This window comes from Stappia stellulata DSM 5886 (assembly GCF_000423705.1).
Lineage (GTDB): Bacteria > Pseudomonadota > Alphaproteobacteria > Rhizobiales > Stappiaceae > Stappia > Stappia stellulata.
In genome coordinates this window covers 842,498-860,051 of record NZ_AUIM01000004.1, presented here as the reverse complement: position 1 = coordinate 860,051, position 17,554 = coordinate 842,498, and the positions used below count along the sequence as shown (strand labels likewise).

The window sequence follows — 17,554 nt, the reverse complement described above, 5'->3', positions numbered from 1 at the left end:
ACGCTCAAACGGTCTTTTTGGCCCTGCCGGGACGGACGTCACCCGGTCAGGCGGACCAGCGGGCGATAGAACCCCGGCGTCAATCCGGCCTCCGCACGGGCCCGATCGTTGAACGGCGGCTTGAGCCCGCCCTTGAAGTGCCGGCGCACAAGGTCCTGAAACCGGGCCTCCGGATCGGTGCGCTCGCGGTCGCACAGGAAGCGGAACCATTTTGCACCGAAAGCGACGTGACGTTTTTCGTCGCGGTAGATGATTTCGAGGATGTCGGCGGTTTCCCCGTCGCCGGTCTTGCGGGCCTTGGCGATCATGTTCGGCGAAATGTCGAGGCCGCGCGCTTCCAGCACCAGTGGGATCACCGCCAGACGCGCCGTGAGGTCGTTTCCGGTGCTTTCGGCTGCCTCCCAGAGGCCATGATGGGCCGGCAGGGCCCCGTAAGCGGAACCGACGTCGGCAAGGCGCTTGCGCAGCAAGGAGAAGTGCTTTGCCTCCTCCAGTCCGACGCGCACCCAATCGTCGAAAAAGGAGCGTGGAACGCGGTGGCCTGCGAAACGGCCGACAAGATCCCAGGTGAGGTCAACGGCATTCAGCTCGATATGCGCGAGCGAATGCAGCAAGGCGATCCGGCCGGCCTGGCCGCCGACGGCGCGCTTGGGCATGTCCCTGGGCGGCAGAAGAACCGGCGTGTCCGGGCGTCCGGGCTGGGCCGGCATCGGCTGACCGCCGGTTCGCTCGCGCAAGGAGAGGGCGCGGGCGAACCAGCTCCTGGCGGTGGCGTGCGACAGCCGGACCTTCTCGTCAAGGTCGGCGGTGCCGACGATGCGGCGCGCGCCCTCGGCAAGCGAGGCGGGGGCGGCGTCGAGAGACGTCTGTCGCGTGGGGGAAATTCGCAAGCGGGCTCCAGTGGCTCGGTAGGGGACGGTTGGCAGGACGAGGCGTCGCGGAGGTGCCGTGCGCAGGCTTCCGCGACGCAGGTCAATCGAGGGCCTTGACGGCGTCGAGGACGGCATCGGCGTGGCCAGGCACCTTCACCTTGCGCCAGATGTTGGCGATCTTTCCTTCGCCATCGATCAGGAATGTGGCGCGTTCGACGCCCATGTACTTCTTTCCGTACATGTTCTTTTCGACCCAGACACCATAGGCGGCCGCGACTTCGGTCCCGGTGTCGGCGGCGAGGATCACGCCGAGGTCGTGTTTCGCCTTGAACTTGTCGTGCTTTGCGGCTGTGTCGGGCGAGACGCCGACGACTGTCGCGCCGGCGGCCTTGAAGTCGTCGCCGAGACCGGTGAAGGCAATGGCTTCCTTGGTGCAGCCGGGCGTGTCGTCCTTTGGATAAAAATAGAGCACCACCTTGCTCCCCCTCAGGCCGGACAGGCTGACGCGCCCGCCGCCGTCGGTTTCCAGATCGAAGTCGGGAGCCGGGTTCCCGGTCGCAATTTCGCTCATATTGCCTTCCTTTCGTCACGAGTGGAGGAAACAACTGTCAAACTGTTACGCGGTCGCCATGAAAGCGGATGCAGGCGGCCGCAAAGCGCATTCGATCGGCCGCATGCAGTAATATGTTCTGCGCGAATCGCGCCATTAATGCCCGCCTCGAACAAGGACCAGACCCCTGTATAGAAGGTTGATCCGCCGCGATAAACCCTTGCGCGTGACGTTGCGCCGGCGTCGCGGCCGGTGGGTTGCGCCTGCGGCCGCCCTGCTTGTGATCATGCTCGTCTCGATTGCGGGAGTGGCGGTTTATCTCGCGCAAGGGCCGGTGTCGGTGCCGCAACTTGCGCGTGTCATCGAGGAGCAGGTGTCCACCGATGAGGCCCAGTTGACGATCGGCATTGCCACAGTGGATCTGTCGCGCGGGCTGCCGGTTCGTATCGAGCTTGAAAACGCGGCCATCGAGATGCCGGGAGAAAGCCCCGTCACGCTGATCCTGCCGCGAATTTCGGCGCCGCTCGAGGTGTCGGCGGCATTGCGCGGCGAGGTGGTTCTGGATGAGGTGGTGCTGGAGCAGCCAAAACTGCAAATCCAGCCGACAGGAACGACGCCGAGCGACATTCCCGACATGTCGGCGCTTGCCGAGACCGGAGACAGGCTCGCTCGGCTCGCGCTTGCGCAGCTCTCCGCGCGCGGCATCCAGCGGATCGAGGTCGTGTCAGGGGAGGTTGTTGCCCATGCCGGGCAGACCTACAGGACCAGCGGCATCGACGCGGTGCTGCGGCGGGAGGGCCGCGACACGTTGCAGATGGAGGCGGACGTCGCCGGACGCATGGGGCGTTGGCGCGCGAACCTGCGCAGGAGCATCGATCCCGGCACCGGGGAGCGGTTGCTCGGTCTCGACATCCAGGATGTCACCCTCGGCGAGTTCATGCCGCTCGAAACCCAGATGCGCGCGGGGCGCGGACTGGGCGTTCCGGTGCGCGTGCGCTTCGACACCAGCCTCGACGCCGATGGTGCTTTCATTTCGAGCCGGGCCGGCGTGTCTGTCTCGCCGGGATGGATCAACACCGGACGGACCGTCGTCAGTTTCGACCGGTTCGACCTTCAGCTCGTCTGGGAGGCGGACCGACCCGGTTTCCGCGTGGCGCCGTCCGCCTATGTGCGCGGCAATACGATCGTGCCCTTCGAGGGGACGGTGGAGCCGCCGCGCGAATGGCAGGAGCTGTGGTCCTACGAGCTCGTTTCGCGAAACGGCCGGATCGGACCGAGCGACGTCCCGGGGCCGCCTTTCGCGATGAACGTTCTCATGGTCGAGGGACGCGCCGATCTCACCCAGCGCGAGCTGCATTTCGACACTATCGCCCTGCGTTCGGGAACGGCCCAGCTTGATGGTGCGGGGTCGCTGCGGCTTGGCGCCGACGGTCCGTATCTGGCACTGGCCATGGCAAGCGGTGCGATGCCTGTTGCCACAATGAAGCGGATCTGGCCGATCACGGTGGCGCCGCCCGCGCGCGCCTGGGTGATCGAGCATCTGATCGACGGGCGGGTTCTCGGCGGCAATGTCACGGTCGCCCTGGAACCGCCGGCTTTCGATCACCTCGATCCCGATCCCGGCTGGTCGGGGGATGAGATGTCCGTCGACATCGCCTTCGACGATGTGAGCCTGAAGAGCGTTGGCACGGTGCCGGTTGCCCAGGGTCTCGCCGGGCGTCTGCAGGTGGTGGACGAGATCCTGACCGTTTCCTCCGGCCAGGGCATGATGGTGGTGCGGCCGGACGAGCAGCTCAGCATCGGCAGCGTCGATTTTTCGATCCCCGATCTGCGCAAGAGCGGTGTGAAGACCGGTGTTCTCGCCTTGACGCTTGCAGGTCCCGCGGCCTCCCTTGGCGGCGTCCTCGACAGCGAGCCCTTCCAGGTGCTGTCAAAGAACGAGATCGCGCCCGTAGACCTCGACGGTCGCGGATCGCTCTCGCTGTCCGCCCGATTTGCGCTGGAAAAGGATGTGCCGCTGGAAGACGTCGACTGGGCGCTTGAGGGCGCGCTTGAGGGGTTTTCCAATGCCAAGCCGATCCGCGGTCACAGGATGCGCCGCGCGGATCTGTCGTTCGAGGTCGATCCGGGGCGCATCGCGCTGACCGGGCGCGGGGAGCTCGACGGTCTGCCGGCAAACATCGATCTGGTCGTTCCGATCGGCGACGACGGGGAAGCATCGGTTGCAGCCCGCCAGGGCGTGGTGATCGACGCCACAGCGAAACAGCTTGCCGATCGCGGCATTGATCTGCGCGATTTCGTTTCCGGTCAGATGCGCCTGTCGTCCAACGAGACCGCCTCCGGCCAGAGCTACGAGATCGACCTGTCGCGCGCGCGAATCAGCCTGCCGCAGGTCGGATGGAGCAAGAGTCCGGGCGTTTCCGCGAAGGCGAGCTTCACGCTGGCAGAGGTTGAGGGCGGCCGGGAGGTGCGCGGTTTCCAACTGACATCGGAAGGCGTGGATATCGCGGGCACGATAGCGCTCGACGCGAAGGGGGGCTTCACCAGCGCCCGGTTCTCCCGCTTTGCGCTGCGCCCCAGCGATGACGCCACATTGCGGGTTTCCAGGCGGGGAAACCAAGTCGTGGCCGAGATGCGTGCGCGGCGCTTCGACGGGCGCGGAATGCTCGCCAATCTGGCGAATGGCAAGACTGCAGCCAGAAAGGGACAAGGCGGCGCGGTTCGCATTCAGGCGACGGTCGACCAGATGACCGGCTTCAACGGAGTCAATGTGGCCAATCTCTCGCTGAACATGTCCAGTGTCGGCGGAGACATGCGGGCCCTGTCGCTGAGCGGGCAGACGGGTGGGAAGTCCCCGTTCAAGCTGACGATGTCCGGGGAGGGGGCGGACCGCGTCCTGACCGGGTCGATGCAGGACACGGGCGCGCTGCTGCGGTTTGCCAATCTTTACGAACGCATGCGCGGAGGAGAAGGCTCCCTGTCGGTCGCCATGCCGTCGAACGGCGCCTGGAACGGCCGTTTCAGGGTCAAGCGGCTCTCCATAACCGAGGATCCCGCGATCCGCGCGCTGGCGCGTGCACCGGACATGTCCGACCCGGACCGGCGGAGACGTGCCGGCCTCACAGGGTCGGCGCAGCGCGGCGAGGCATCCTTTACCGCGCTCGATCTCGTGTTCCAGCGCCAGGGCGACAGGCTGACGATCACCGACGGCACCCTGACCGGCGCAACCATCGGCGGAACGGTAAGCGGTGAGGTCGATCTGGAAAGCCGTCTGCTGGACCTGACCGGCACCTTCGTTCCGGTTTTTGCCCTCAACAATCTCTTTGCCAAGATCCCGATCCTCGGCTTTGCGCTGGGCGGGGGCTCGGACGAGGGGCTGATCGGCGTGACCTTCAAACTGACAGGTCCGATTTCCGATCCGGTGTTGACGGTGAATCCGGCCTCGGCGATGGCTCCCGGCATCTTCCGGAAGATCTTCGAGTACCGTTGAAAGCACCGCAACAGATCGCACAGTCCCGATGGCTTCCGTAACGGAATGCGGTGGGCATTAGGTGTGGCCTCGCCGGGTGGCGGCGTGTATAACCCCAGCCGGCTGGGCTGGCGGCGTTGCCGGGGCGAAGCCGGGCCGCCTTTCGGTGTCGTTTCCGACGCCGACGGTCTGATGCGGCCGACTGGTGGCGCCGCATTGCGAATATCGTTGGAGCAGGGCATCGGCGCCTCACCAGAACGCCGATAGCGGAATTGTGCGGGAGTTGGAACTATGGCGCAGAACTGGACACCTGACAGCTGGCGGTCGAAACCGGTCGTACAGGTTCCCGATTATCGTGACGCCGAGGCGCTTGCGGCGGTCGAAGGCCGTCTTTCCGACTTTCCCCCGCTCGTATTTGCAGGTGAGGCGCGAAAGCTGACCGATCAGCTCGCCGACGTTTCGGAAGGGCGCGGGTTCCTTCTGCAGGGCGGCGATTGCGCCGAGAGCTTCGCCGAGCACCATGCCGATCATATTCGCGATTTTTTCCGCGTCTTCCTCCAGATGGCGGTCGTTCTGACCTACGCCTCCTCGCAGCCGGTGGTGAAGGTCGGGCGCATTGCCGGCCAGTTCGCCAAGCCGCGGTCCTCTCCGATGGAAAAGAAGGGCGACATCGAGCTGCCCAGCTACCGGGGCGACATCGTCAACGACATCGAGTTCACGCCGGAAACGCGCGAGCCGGATCCGCAGCGCCAGATCATGGCCTATCGTCAGTCCGCCGCGACGCTGAACCTGCTGCGGGCATTCGCCCAGGGCGGTTTCGCCAATCTCGACCATGTCCATCGCTGGATGCTCTCCTTCGTCAAGGACAGCCCGCAAAGCCATCGCTATCAGGTGCTGGCCGACCGGATTTCGGAAAGCCTCGATTTCATGCGGGCCTGCGGCATCGACCCCGACACCGCGCCGCAGTTGCGCTCGACGGATTTCTTCACCAGCCACGAGGCGCTCCTGCTCGGATACGAGCAGGCGCTGACGCGTGTCGACAGCACCTCGGGCGACTGGTACGCGACCTCCGGCCACATGCTGTGGATCGGCGACCGCACGCGCCAGCCCGATCACGCCCATGTGGAGTTCTTCCGTGGCATCAAGAATCCGATCGGCCTGAAGTGCGGTCCGAGCCTGACGCCGGACGGTCTGCTGGAACTGATCGACACGCTGAATCCCGACAACCAGGCGGGCAGGCTGACGTTGATCTGCCGCTTCGGCGCCGACAAGGTGTTCGAGCACCTGCCGGCGCTTGTGCGGGCGGTGGAGCGCGAGGGGCGCAAGGTCGTGTGGTCCTGCGATCCCATGCATGGCAACACGATCACCGCGAACGGCTACAAGACGCGGCCCTTCGACCGCATCCTGCGCGAGGTGGAGGTCTTCTTTGCGGTGCATCGCGCCGAAGGCACCTACGCCGGCGGGATCCACGTCGAGATGACCGGCAACAATGTCACCGAGTGCACCGGCGGCGCCCGCGCTTTGACCGCCGAGGACCTGGCCGACCGCTATCACACCTACTGCGATCCGCGCCTCAATGCGGAACAGGCAATCGAGCTCGCGTTTCTCGTGGCGGAAAACGTTCGCAAGGAGCGCGATGCCCGTTCGGCGGAGCGCCAGGCCGCGGCCAGCTGACGCGGATACGGCGCGTTTTCGACGCTGTTCTCGAACGGCCGGTCCCGCCGGCCGTTCGCCCGTTGCGCCGGAGCCCCGGCGCGCGATCCCGTTGCGGATCAGCACCGCAGAAGGTCACATTTGCGTGAACCGGTGGCCCTGCCGGCCGAAACCGTTTTTTCTTAAAGGAAATATTGAGGCTTTTTTGTATTAGGTTTTCCAACGCCAATCGGGAGGGGACCGAGACGGCATGCAAATTGACCTTTCGGATGTGTCGATCCTTGTAATTGACGACAACACCCATATGCGCGCGCTTTTTCGCGCGATCTTGAACGGGTTCGGGGCGCGCCGGATATTCGAGGCAGGCGACGGATCCGATGGACTGGCCGTGCTGGTCGACCGAAAACCCGACGTGGTGATCTGCGACTGGGTGATGGCGCCGCTGTCGGGAAGCGAATTCCTGTCCATCCTGCGCGGCGATTCCGACGAACTCGTCGCGACGACGCCCGTGATCATGGTCAGCGCGGATGCGCGCAAGCCGGTGATCCTCCGCGCGCTCGAGCTGGGCATCCACGAGTTTATCGCCAAGCCCGTGTCGCCGGCAATGCTTTACGAGCGTCTCTACCGGGTGTTGACCGAACACCGGCCCTTCGTCCGGCACGGTACCTTCTTCGGCCCGGCGCCACGGGGAGGCGGGCCGCCGCCGGGGCCTTCAATGCCCTCGGTTCCGCCCGCGCAGGAAATGGTTTTTCTTTAAGACGGACGATCGTCAGGCGTGCGCGCACGCTGTTCCGCTCGACCGTCAGGTTGGCCGCCCTGGGCACTGGACCGTGGTTCGAGACCGGGCTAAACCGGAGCCATGACAGAACCTTCCACGCCCGCGCTTTCCGACCGGCTCCGCCTCGCCATTGCACAGTTCAATCCGACGGTGGGAGACGTCGCCGGCAACCTGGAACTTGTGCGCCGGGGCCGTGACCGCGCGGCGGCCGCGGGCGCGGACCTCGTTCTGTTTTCCGAATTGTTCCTGTCGGGCTATCCGCCGGAGGATCTTGTCCTCAAGCCTGCCTTCGTCTCCGCGTGTCGCGCCGCGCTCGATGCGCTTGTCGCCGACACAGCCGATGGCGGCCCCGGGATCATCGTCGGTCTGCCCTGGCGCGAGGGGGACAAGCTGCACAACGCCGTGGCCCTGGTTGATGGCGGGCGAATCGAGGGGGTCCGGTTCAAGGTGGACCTGCCGAACTACGGCGAGTTTGACGAAAAGCGCGTTTTTCAGCCGGGGCCGTTGCCCGGGCCGGTCGGGTTTCGCGGTATTCGCCTCGGCATTCCGGTCTGCGAGGACGCGTGGTCGGACGAGGTCTGCGAGTGTCTGGCGGAAACCGGTGCCGAGCTGTTGCTGGTGCCGAACGGATCGCCGTTTTACGCGGGAAAGCCGGACGTCCGGTTGCAGGTCATGGTGTCGCGCGTCGTGGAAACGGGCCTGCCGCTGGTTTATTGCAATCAGGTCGGCGGACAGGACGAACTGGTGTTCGACGGAGCGTCCTTCGCGCTTCAGGCCGACCGCAGTCTTGCATTTCAGATGCCCGAATTCGCCGAGACGCTGGAGGTCAGCGACTGGCAGCGTGAGCGGGACGGGAGCTGGATCTGCACGGCCGGTCCGGCTGCGGCGCTGCCCGATGCCGATGCCGCGCGCTGGTGTGCCTGCGTCATGGGTTTTCGGGACTATGTGGAAAAGAACGGCTTTTCCGGTGTCGTGCTCGGTTTGTCCGGCGGTATCGACAGCGCCATCGTCGCCGCAATGGCCGTGGATGCGCTCGGGCCGGAACGGGTGCATTGCGTGATGCTTCCCTATCGCTACACATCGGAAGAAAGCCTCGCGGATGCAAAGGCTTGTGCCGATGCCCTGAAGCTGCGCTACGACACCGTCGGCATCGCGCCGGCCGTGGAAGGTTTCCAGGCGGCCCTGTCGGAGCTCTTTGACGGGACCGAGAGCGGCGTGACGGAGGAAAACATCCAGTCGCGCGCCCGTGGCGTGATCCTGATGGCGATTTCCAACAAGTTCGGCCACATGGTCGCCACCACCGGCAACAAGTCGGAGATGTCGGTTGGATATGCCACGATCTATGGCGACATGAACGGCGGGTTCAATCCGATCAAGGATCTCTACAAGACCCAGGTCTATCATCTCGCGGCCTGGCGCAACGCCAACCGGCCGGACGGCCTTCTCGGGCCGGAGGGCGAGGTCATCCCGGCCAATATCCTTACCAAGGTTCCATCGGCCGAATTGCGGGAAAATCAGACCGATCAGGATTCGCTTCCCGACTACGATGTTCTCGACGACATTCTGGAATGCCTGGTGGAATACGAAATGTCCGTCGGCGATATCGAGGCGCGCGGGCACGACCGTGCGTTGATCCACCGGATCGAACATCTGCTCTATGTCGCGGAGTACAAGCGGCGTCAGTCGGCGCCGGGGGTGAAGATCACCCGCAAGAATTTCGGCCGCGACCGACGCTATCCGATTACCAACCGGTTCCGCGACCGCAGCTAGGCGGACTTCAGAGTCTTGCAAGCCATGCGGTGCCCCGGCGCCTTTTCGTGCGGAAAGACCGTGCAATGTCGTATTTCACCTTCGTTCGAGAGAACCTGCGCTGGCTCCTTGCCGGCCTGCTGCTGACGTTTTTTTCCAGCTTCGGCCAGACGTTCTTCATTTCGCTGGTTGCCGGCGACCTGCGGAGCGAGTTCGGTCTGTCACATGGTGCGTTCGGCGGTCTCTACATGGCCGCGACGCTGCTGTCGGCCGCCTCTTTGACGGTCATCGGCAAGGTCGTCGACACGCAGCCGCTCGCGCTGGTGTCGGCCGCGATCGTTTGCGGATTGGCACTGTTTACCGTCGGCATGGCGAGCGTTTCGTCGGTCGCGATGCTTTTCGTGGTGCTCTACGGGCTGCGGTTGTTCGGGCAGGGCATGATGACCCATGTGGCGATGACCGCGATGGGGCGCTGGTATGCGGCGCAGCGGGGGCGGGCGGTGTCCATTGCAGCCCTTGGGATCCAGTGCGGAGAGGCATCCTTGCCGCTCGCTTTCGTTGCCGTGTCGGCGTTGGTCGGCTGGCGCGGCGCCTGGTGGCTTGGCGCGGCCGCCCTTGTCGTGGTTGCCCTGCCGGCGCTGCTATTGCTCTTGAAGGTGGAACGCATTCCCCGGGGGCAGGCCTCGCCCGACGACGGCCCGAAGATCCTGCGACACTGGACCCGGCGCGAGGTTCTTCGCGATCCCGCGTTCTGGGTCATTTCCGCCGGCACGCTTGCGCCTCCCTTCATCGGCACCACGATTTTCTTCAACCAGGTCTATCTGGTGGAGCTGCGCGGCTGGACGATGGAGCTGTTTGCCTCCGCCTTTGTCGCCATGTCGTCGATGACCATCACCTGCGCGTTGCTTGCCGGCTGGCTGATCGACAAGGTCACGGCGGTCCGGATCCTGCCGGTGTTCCTGCTGCCGCTCGGCGCGGCCTGCGTGTTGCTCGCCACGGTGACGGCTCCCTGGGCGGCCTTTGGGTTCATGGCGCTTCTGGGTGTCAGCTACGGGTTCAGTTCCACCCTCTTCGGGTCGCTCTGGCCGGAGATATACGGCACGCGTCATCTGGGCGCGGTTCGCTCCGTGACCGTTGCGATGATGGTGCTGGCTTCCGCCATCGGTCCCGGGCTGACCGGCACGCTCATCGATCTCGGCGTCGCCTATGAAACGCAGATCCTGGCCATGGCGGCCTATTGTTTTGTCACGGCAATCGCGATGGCGGTCGTCTCCATCCGCGTTCGTCGCCGATCCGAGGCGGCGGGCACGCCCGGTATTGCCGAGCGATCACCCACACCCTAAGACAGGCGCATGACCGTAACAGTTAGATTTGCTCCCTCGCCGACAGGTTTTCTCCACATCGGCAATGCCCGTCCGGCGCTGATGAACTGGCTCTTCGCACTGCGTGAAGGCGGACGGTTCGTACTGCGCTACGACGACACCGACCGCGACCGCTCGACCGCCGAGTTCGCCGACGCGATCGGCGAGGATCTCGCCTGGCTCGGCATCCGCCCGCACGAGAGCTTCCGTCAGTCGGAGCGAATTGCGCAATATGACGCAGCGGCCGAAAAGCTGCGTGCCGCAGGGCTTCTCTATCCCTGTTACGAGACGGCGGAGGAACTGGAGCGCCGCCGTGGACGCGCGCGCGCGCTCGGACGTCCGCCGATCTATGATCGTGCGGCGCTGAAACTCACGGATGCAGAGCGATCCGCCCTTGAAGCCGAGGGGCGCCAGCCGCATTGGCGGTTCCTGCTGCCCAATCACGACGGCGATCCCTTTGTCACGCGTCGAGCCGACGTCAGCTGGTCGGACCTGTGTCGCGGTGAGCAGACCATCGACCTTGCCTCGCTCTCCGACCCGGTCCTGATCCGCGCTGACGGCAGCTATCTCTATACGCTCCCCTCGATCGTCGACGACATCGCGTCGGGCATCACCCATGTGATCCGGGGCGAGGACCATGTGGCCAACACGGCGGTGCAGCTTGCGATCTTCAAGGCGCTCGATGCGGCCCCGCCTGTCTTCGCCCATCACAACCTGCTGACCACCGTGTCGGGCGAGGGGCTGTCGAAGCGCAAGGGCGCGCTCTCCCTGCGCTCCTTGCGCGAGGCGGGCTTCGAGCCGATGGCGGTCGCCTCGCTTGCGGTCCTGAGCGGCACCAGCCATTCAATCGAGCCGGCGGACACGATGGCGGCGCTGGCCGAGATGGTGTCGCTCGCCGATGTTTCGCGCTCGGCCGCCAAGTTCAATCCCGAGGACTTGCGTCCGCTCAACGCTCGCCTGGTGCACAGGCTGCCCTTCGACGCCGTGGCGGATCGCCTTCAGGCGTTGGGTATCGCCGGTGGAGCGGGCTTCTGGGAGGCGGTGCGCGAGAATTGTGAGACCGTCGGCGATGCCGCGCGCTGGTGGCGCGCCGTCAACGATCCGCAGCCGCTGCCGGTCGCGCCGGAAGACGCCGGCTATCTCGCCCGCGCGGCGGAACTGCTTCCAAAAGAGCCCTGGGACGACACCACCTGGGGGGCGTGGACCGGGGCGCTGAAGGCGGAGACCGGGCGCAAGGGCAAGGGGCTGTTCCTGCCGTTGCGCAAGGCGCTCACCGGCGAGGCACACGGTCCCGACATGAAAGCGTTGCTGCCGCTTATTGGGCGACGAAATAGCGTGGCCCGACTACCCTGACATTCTGCTTGGGCTGAACCTCGGCCGGGGTGGCGCGCGTGTCGTTTTCTTGCGACGCGGCGGCCGCCTTCGGTGCGGTTTCCGCAGCGGCGCCGCCCAGAACCGGCAGCCGCATGGCGGCCGGTTGGGGGGCGAAACCGAGTTCCACATTCATTCGTGTGTCGGGATCGGCACCGTCGGGAACGGACGCCCTCGGCGCCACGGGGGTGGCGAGCGTGTCTCGCAATGCGTCGATTCCCAGTCCGCCGGATGCCTGCGTGTTGCGCAGACTGTCCACGGCAACCGCGTCGCCGCTGCGGATCAGGCTCGCCATGCTCTGGCGCGTGCCCGGCTTCGGCTGGCAACCGCATTCCGAGACATAGGTTTCGCGAAAGCGGTAGGCATTGGGTAGATCCGTGTAGGGAAGACCGTCGACGCTGACCAGATTGTCGACCGTCTCGCCGGGATTGCGATGCACGAAGAGCTGCGCCTCGGCGCCCGGGCACATCGACCGGCAGATGGCCGTATCGCGGCCGAAGCCCTCGCTGCCGGTTGAAAAACTCACAGGAAAATAGAAGCCGTCGCAGGTGCGCACGCACATCGTGCGATAGGTCGGGCCGGAGGGACGGCTCGTGGTGAAATCGGGCGCGGCGCTCGTGATCGTCACCGAAGACCGCCTCGCAGGTGCGGCCGGGGACGCATGTGCCGTGGTGTTGCCGGCGTCGTCCCGGCGGCCTATGCCGAAGAGAGCGAGCAGACCGCCGCCGCTTCTCGCCTCGCGCGGCTGGCCGCAGCCCTGGCTTGCGAGCGTGCGCTCGAGCTGTTTCTTGCGGCGGGTCTGGTCGGGGCGCGCACGACGATCGCGCTGGCGTTCTATCTTGGCAAGATTGGCACGCATGCGCTTGATCTTGCTGTTCAGCGCCTTGCACGCGCCGGCCGCTCCGGCGCCGGAACATCCCAGATGCCGTGCATCGCGTTGGGCAAGCCCGAGTGCGGCCTTTTGCTGCTGAGCGGCCTTTGACCATTTGCGGTATTCCGGCGATTGCGCGCCGCCGGCTGAAACGCGGGAGAGCTCGGAACGAAGCGCATTGCAACTCGCGGCCTGGCCCGGAGTTGCGGCAAGAAACAGCGCCGCGCCTGCCAAAACGGCAAGGCCCGCGTTGCGTGCGAATGCATACGGTCCCGTCATGCCTGATCCGTTCGCTACGGCACGTTCGGTGTCGTGCCTGCCATCCCGTTGTCGGCGCTTTGGGTGCGCCGTGGGTCCCCTTATGGGGATCTTCCACGCCTAACTATCGGCACAAGTCCGGGGGCGGCACAACAAAAGCCTCGGATTTTAGTAAATTCCGGCCTAATGGCGCGCAGGCGCAACGTGTCCGAATCCGGAAACCTGGATCCCGCGGGAGCGCTGTCTACTCGGCCATTTCGTTCGTAAGCTCCTGGGCCCGCAGCATCAGGCGTTCCAGCAAGCCGTCGAGCGCCGCGCGTTCGGATGAGGAAAATCCGGCGACGAGGGCCTGGGCGAAGTCGCGCGCCTGCGGGGCGAGGGTCTCGTAGATCGCGCGCCCGTCCTCTGTGAGCGCGAGGAAGCTTTCGCGCATGTCCTGGCTGTTGGGTTCGCGGCGGATCAAAGCCCGCGCCTCGAGCGTTGCGGCGGCGCGCGAGACCTTGGTCTTGTGCATGCGGCTGTGATGGCCGATGCCCTTGGCCGTGACAGTGCCGAATTGCCCGAGCGTCGCGATCAACCGCCATTCCGGAACCGTGATGCCGTAGCGGCGGCGGTAGACGCCGGCGAGCGACTGGCTCACGGTCTCGGCCAGGACGTTAAGGCGATAGGGGAGGAAACTTTCAAGCTCGAGCGGCGGCAAAGATGACGTCATGAGGCCAATCCAGTGGGGCGGGCCCCAAAGCGGCCCATCAGGAATATACAATCTGCACGGGTATCCTTGCAATTGTAACCAGTTTGCGCCGCTCGAGGGAAGAGGCAGGGCTGCGGCGGTGCGGACACTTGCCTCTTGCGGACGCGCGTGGCACCACGAAATGCCCGCAGCCACAACGGATCTTCATTTCGGCCATGTCGACGCAAAAACCTGCCTCCCCGCCGCAAAGCGTCGCCTTCGTCTGGACGGTGCTGACGCATGTGCTCGTGCTGCCGGTCGCGGCAGCGTATTTGCCGGCGCTTTTTCTCCAGACAGGGCCGGGCGGCGAGCCGTCCGCCGTCTCCCTTTCGGTGCTTGCGCTGTCCGGTCTGTTCGCCGTCCTGATTGTCGGGCTTCACCTCGGGCTCTGGCGCATGGCACGCAGGGAGGGGCAGGCCCGCCTCCAGGGCGTTGTCATCGGTCTCGGAGCTCTCAGCCTCGCAACGCTTGTTTTGCTTGGCTCGCCGGCACCGATGCTGGTCCTTGCCCGCCTCGTGGGGGTGGTGTTGTGAGGTCCTTCCCCCCATATCGGGTGAACACCGAAAACAGATCTGGAGAAACGCGAATGCGCCCCCTTGCCCTGGTGACGGCCCTCGGTCTTGCGACCGCCCTCGTAATGACACCCGTCGCGTCCGCGCAGGAAGAGCCGGATCTGATTTTCAAGAAATCGACCGTCTGGAAACTGCTCACGCCGGACCACAAGCTTGCCACCTATGCCGTCGACGATCCGTTGGTGAAGGGCGTTGCCTGCCATTTCACGGTGCCGGAAAAGGGCGGCGTGTCGGGATGGCTCGGCGTGGCCGAGGAGGTGTCCGACATCTCGCTGTCGTGCCGCCAGGTCGGGCCGGTCACCTTTACGGAAAAATTCGAGCAGGGCGATGAGGTGTTCCGCCAGCGACGCTCGTTCCTGTTCAAGAAGATGCGGATCGTTCGCGGTTGCGATGCCAAGCGGAACGTTCTGGTCTATCTGGTTTATTCCGACAAGATCATCGAGGGCAGCCCCAAGAATTCGACCTCGACCGTTCCGATCATGCCCTGGGGAGATGCCGAGGCGGCACGCTGCGCCGAATGGCTCGAGAACTGAGCTGGCGCCGTTGCGGTCATTGCGCGCCGGGCAAGCGGTCTACGCATCAAGCCTCCGGTTAGCCGGCGTGTTCGCTTTCGCGCTCCTTGACGGGGGCTGCGCCGGATTCCGGCGGGCAGAAATGTTTCTGCAGGAGGGCCAGCACGTCCTGCGCGATCTCGCTGTCCAGGCTGTAATAGATCGTGGTTCCCTCGCGCCGGGTGCGGACAAGTCCCTGCGCCCGCAGCAGGGCGAGTTGCTGTGAGACCGTCGGCATGCGCATTCCGGTCATTTCTGCGAGCTGGCCGACGTTGGTCTCGCCGTTTGCCATGTGGCACAGCAGCATGAGGCGAGGGCCGGAGGCTAGCATCTTGAGAAACCCGGCCGCATCTTCGGCCTTTTCCTGAAGCGCGTTGATCATCGTTGTCCTTCCGCTGCAGCCTGCGCGGTCCCTGTGGTTTTTTCGGCCCGGATATGGCTTTCGTGAAGCCTCGCGCGGGAATGTGGCTTTCTCGCGGGCGTGCAAATCGCAGGCGCATTAGAATTCAACCGGGGAGCGGGTGCAAGCGTTCACCTGATCGGGAAACGGCTTTCGCGCCAGTGTGATGCGCCCTGGCAACCGCCGGCAGAAAACTCGCAGGCGTTTGTGGACGCCAGGCGGGCTGTCTCTCCGCGCTCCCCGGAAAGAACGAAAACCGCGACGGGGATGAGAAGAATCGCGCCGAACAGGCTTGCTGTCAGTGTCTGGGAGAGGAGGAGGCGGGCGTTTGCGAACATGACGGGCTCCGATACGCAGGACTTGATCATGAAGGGATCTTGCCATTCGCGCCGTGAACCGGCCCTGAGAGCACCGTTTATGTCCGGTTCAGCTTCCTTAACGCCCAGGCCGTCCCGGCATGCCATACGAACCGCTGCCTTGAAGATCTGAGTCGGAAACCTGGCTCATCTCATTGTTTCGCAAGCGTTTTTCTGCTCGTTCGATGGTCAGAGTTTCACCGGCGCCAGTGCGGCAATCGCTTTTTTCAGGACCTTGTCGCGGTCGTAGATGTCGCGGCGGAAATGGGTCGACCCGTCCTTGTTCACCCAGGCGGTCAGATAGGTGAGATGAACCGGGACCGGGTCTTTCAGCTTGATGACCCGTCGTTTGCCCGCCGACCTGACCGACAGCAGTTTCGCCTTCGTCCAGCCGTCGTCGCCCAAGAGCACCTCGCCGAGATCGAAGGGATTTTCCGTGCGGATGCAGCCGTGGCTGAACGAGCGTTGCGACCGGGAAAACAGCGATTTCGATGGCGTGTCGTGAATGTAGATACTGAATTTGTTGGGAAACATGAACTTGATGCGGCCAAGCGCGTTGCCATTGCCGGGGTCCTGGCGCAGCGTGAAGGGGAAATTCCCCCGCCCGTAGGCCTGCCAGTTGACCGCATAGGGGTCGATTTCGCGATTGCCCGAGAAGATGCGGATGTTCTTCGACTGGAGCGTGCCCGGATTGCGTTGCAGCTGCGGCAGGTATTCCCTGGTGGCGATGGAATAGGGCACCGTCCAGTAGGGGTTCACCTCAGCGTAGGTGATCTGGTCGGAAAACACCGGCGTTGCATGATAGGGCTTGCCGACGACGACGCGCGCGGTGTGGACGGTCTTGTCGGCCTTCACGACCTTCAGGTTCTGGTCGGCGAGATTGACGAAGACATAGCGGGCGCCGAGATCGTCCGGCATCCAGCGGCGGCGCTCCATATTGAGCTCCATCTGCTCAATGCGGGTTTCGATGGGGACGTTGATTTCCGCAAGCGTGTTCTTGCCGATGATGCCGTCGACGGTCAGGCCGTGCCGCTCCTGGAACAGTTCGACCGCCGCGACGAGGGCGCCATCGTAGACGTCGCCGGCATGGCTGCCGGCGGTGAAGAGATCCTGCTGCGCCAGGCGTTCGCGCAACACCGCGAGACGCGGATCGCTCATGCCGGGTTTCAGCGTGTCGCCGGCGGGAACGGAGGTGAAGCCGCCCGCTGCCGCCTTTGCGCGATAGGAGGCGAGGCCCGCCTTGAGCCGCGCGTAGTTGGACGTGTTCGGCGACAGGGCGTCCAGGGTGAGGGCGAAGTCCTCGCTCTGCTCCACCAGATCCAGAAGGGCTTCCGGATCAGGGGTTTGCGGGAAAAGCTTGAGCGATGGATTCACGTCGTTCGGTTTGACGCGACCGGCGACCATGTCGTTGGCATAGGTGATGTAGCTGTTGGACAGCGCCACCTCGACAGCTGCCAGTTCGTTCGTTCCGGTGGCGTTGAAGGCGATCTGGAAAAGCCGGTCGGGATCATAGGAGGCCGGGTCGAGCGCATGGGCGCGCGCCGCCTCGAAGGCTTTCAGCAGGAGTTCGCCATGCGTGTTCAGTCCGTCTTCGGAGACCCAGAGCGGCTGAAAGAGGCGGCTTTCGTAGAAGGACTGCACCCCTAGCTGAAGTTCGTCCTCGCTGCCGGCGTTGAAGGCGGCATCCAGCATCAAGGTGTCGGCGGTGGACAGTTCCCGGGCAATCGCCATCGCCAAAGGATCGCGCGGCAGAAGCGTGGAGGGGTCGGGTGCGGGCGCAAGCGCGCCACCGGCCGGCGGGGCGCCGGTGGCGGTGGCCGGCCGGGCCTCTCCGGAGGCGCTTTGCGCCATGGCGGGTCCGAAGCCGGGCAGGGCGAGCAGGACCGCGAGGAGAAGGCCTGCGATCCCCGGTCGCCGCGTTTTTCTAAGAGGGCGGACAAATGGCGGCGACGGGCGCGAAAACAATTTCGTGGTCGTGTCCATGCGCATGGGTCTTCCTCCTGTTCGCCACCG

Annotated in this window: 14 protein-coding genes; 8 read left to right on the top strand and 6 right to left on the bottom strand. The window is 64.9% G+C overall.

What is annotated here, in order from left to right; all coding sequences use genetic code 11:
• Positions 1 to 38: 38 nt before the first annotated feature.
• Together G572_RS0104165 and G572_RS0104160 are read right to left on the bottom strand one after the other, a co-directional pair.
• Positions 39 to 890, bottom strand: a complete 852-nt coding sequence (locus G572_RS0104165) for a ferritin-like domain-containing protein (protein ID WP_245566145.1) — start codon at positions 888 to 890, stop codon at positions 39 to 41.
• Between the two features lie 82 nt (positions 891 to 972).
• Positions 973 to 1,443, bottom strand: a complete 471-nt coding sequence (locus tag G572_RS0104160; protein ID WP_029057400.1) for a peroxiredoxin — start codon at positions 1,441 to 1,443, stop codon at positions 973 to 975.
• 199 nt (positions 1,444 to 1,642) lie between these two features.
• Between G572_RS0104160 and G572_RS0104155 the strand changes: the two genes are divergently transcribed.
• The 6 genes from G572_RS0104155 (at position 1,643) to gltX (ending at position 11,785) form a co-directional block, all read left to right on the top strand.
• Entirely contained in the window at positions 1,643 to 4,912 is a 3,270-nt protein-coding gene (locus G572_RS0104155) for an AsmA-like C-terminal domain-containing protein (protein ID WP_029057399.1), read from the top strand.
• A 270-nt stretch (positions 4,913 to 5,182) separates the two neighbouring features.
• Positions 5,183 to 6,565 (top strand): class II 3-deoxy-7-phosphoheptulonate synthase, encoded by a 1,383-nt coding sequence (locus G572_RS0104150; protein WP_029057398.1) that lies wholly within the window; start codon positions 5,183 to 5,185, stop codon positions 6,563 to 6,565.
• 229 nt (positions 6,566 to 6,794) lie between these two features.
• The gene (locus G572_RS22420; RefSeq protein ID WP_051241570.1) at positions 6,795 to 7,301 is read left to right on the top strand and encodes a response regulator; all 507 of its coding nucleotides are present in this window, start codon (positions 6,795 to 6,797) and stop codon (positions 7,299 to 7,301) included.
• 102 nt (positions 7,302 to 7,403) lie between these two features.
• On the top strand, positions 7,404 to 9,092 hold the full coding sequence (locus tag G572_RS0104140) for an NAD+ synthase (protein WP_029057397.1): 1,689 nt from the start codon (positions 7,404 to 7,406) through the stop codon (positions 9,090 to 9,092).
• A 65-nt stretch (positions 9,093 to 9,157) separates the two neighbouring features.
• Positions 9,158 to 10,414, top strand: coding sequence for an MFS transporter (locus G572_RS0104135; protein ID WP_029057396.1), 1,257 nt, complete (start codon positions 9,158 to 9,160; stop codon positions 10,412 to 10,414).
• Positions 10,415 to 10,423: 9 nt separating this feature from the next.
• Positions 10,424 to 11,785, top strand: a complete 1,362-nt coding sequence (gene gltX / locus G572_RS0104130; RefSeq protein ID WP_029057395.1) for a glutamate--tRNA ligase — start codon at positions 10,424 to 10,426, stop codon at positions 11,783 to 11,785.
• On the opposite strand, the gene G572_RS0104125 is transcribed toward gltX, so the two are convergent.
• A complete protein-coding gene (locus G572_RS0104125) occupies positions 11,748 to 12,953 on the bottom strand; it encodes a DUF2865 domain-containing protein (RefSeq protein ID WP_029057394.1) in 1,206 nt (401 codons plus the stop codon). The genes gltX and G572_RS0104125 overlap by 38 nt on opposite strands.
• A 223-nt stretch (positions 12,954 to 13,176) precedes the next feature.
• Complete coding sequence (locus G572_RS22415; RefSeq protein ID WP_037545266.1) at positions 13,177 to 13,644, bottom strand: MarR family winged helix-turn-helix transcriptional regulator; 468 nt, start codon at positions 13,642 to 13,644, stop codon at positions 13,177 to 13,179.
• A 194-nt stretch (positions 13,645 to 13,838) separates the two neighbouring features.
• On the opposite strand from G572_RS22415, the gene G572_RS0104115 reads away from it, so the two are divergent.
• Both G572_RS0104115 and G572_RS0104110 read left to right on the top strand, forming a co-directional pair.
• Positions 13,839 to 14,195: a hypothetical protein gene (locus G572_RS0104115; protein ID WP_029057393.1), complete on the top strand. Its 357-nt coding sequence runs from the start codon at positions 13,839 to 13,841 to the stop codon at positions 14,193 to 14,195.
• 104 nt (positions 14,196 to 14,299) lie between these two features.
• Positions 14,300 to 14,767 (top strand): CreA family protein, encoded by a 468-nt coding sequence (locus tag G572_RS0104110; protein ID WP_245566157.1) that lies wholly within the window; start codon positions 14,300 to 14,302, stop codon positions 14,765 to 14,767.
• A 58-nt stretch (positions 14,768 to 14,825) separates the two neighbouring features.
• Here G572_RS0104110 and G572_RS0104105 read toward each other — a convergent pair whose 3' ends face one another.
• Both G572_RS0104105 and G572_RS22410 read right to left on the bottom strand, forming a co-directional pair.
• Positions 14,826 to 15,167, bottom strand: a complete 342-nt coding sequence (locus tag G572_RS0104105) for an ArsR/SmtB family transcription factor (RefSeq protein WP_029057391.1) — start codon at positions 15,165 to 15,167, stop codon at positions 14,826 to 14,828.
• Between the two features lie 563 nt (positions 15,168 to 15,730).
• Complete coding sequence (locus G572_RS22410) at positions 15,731 to 17,392, bottom strand: L,D-transpeptidase family protein (protein ID WP_084649897.1); 1,662 nt, start codon at positions 17,390 to 17,392, stop codon at positions 15,731 to 15,733.
• Between the last annotated feature and the right edge of the window lie 162 nt (positions 17,393 to 17,554).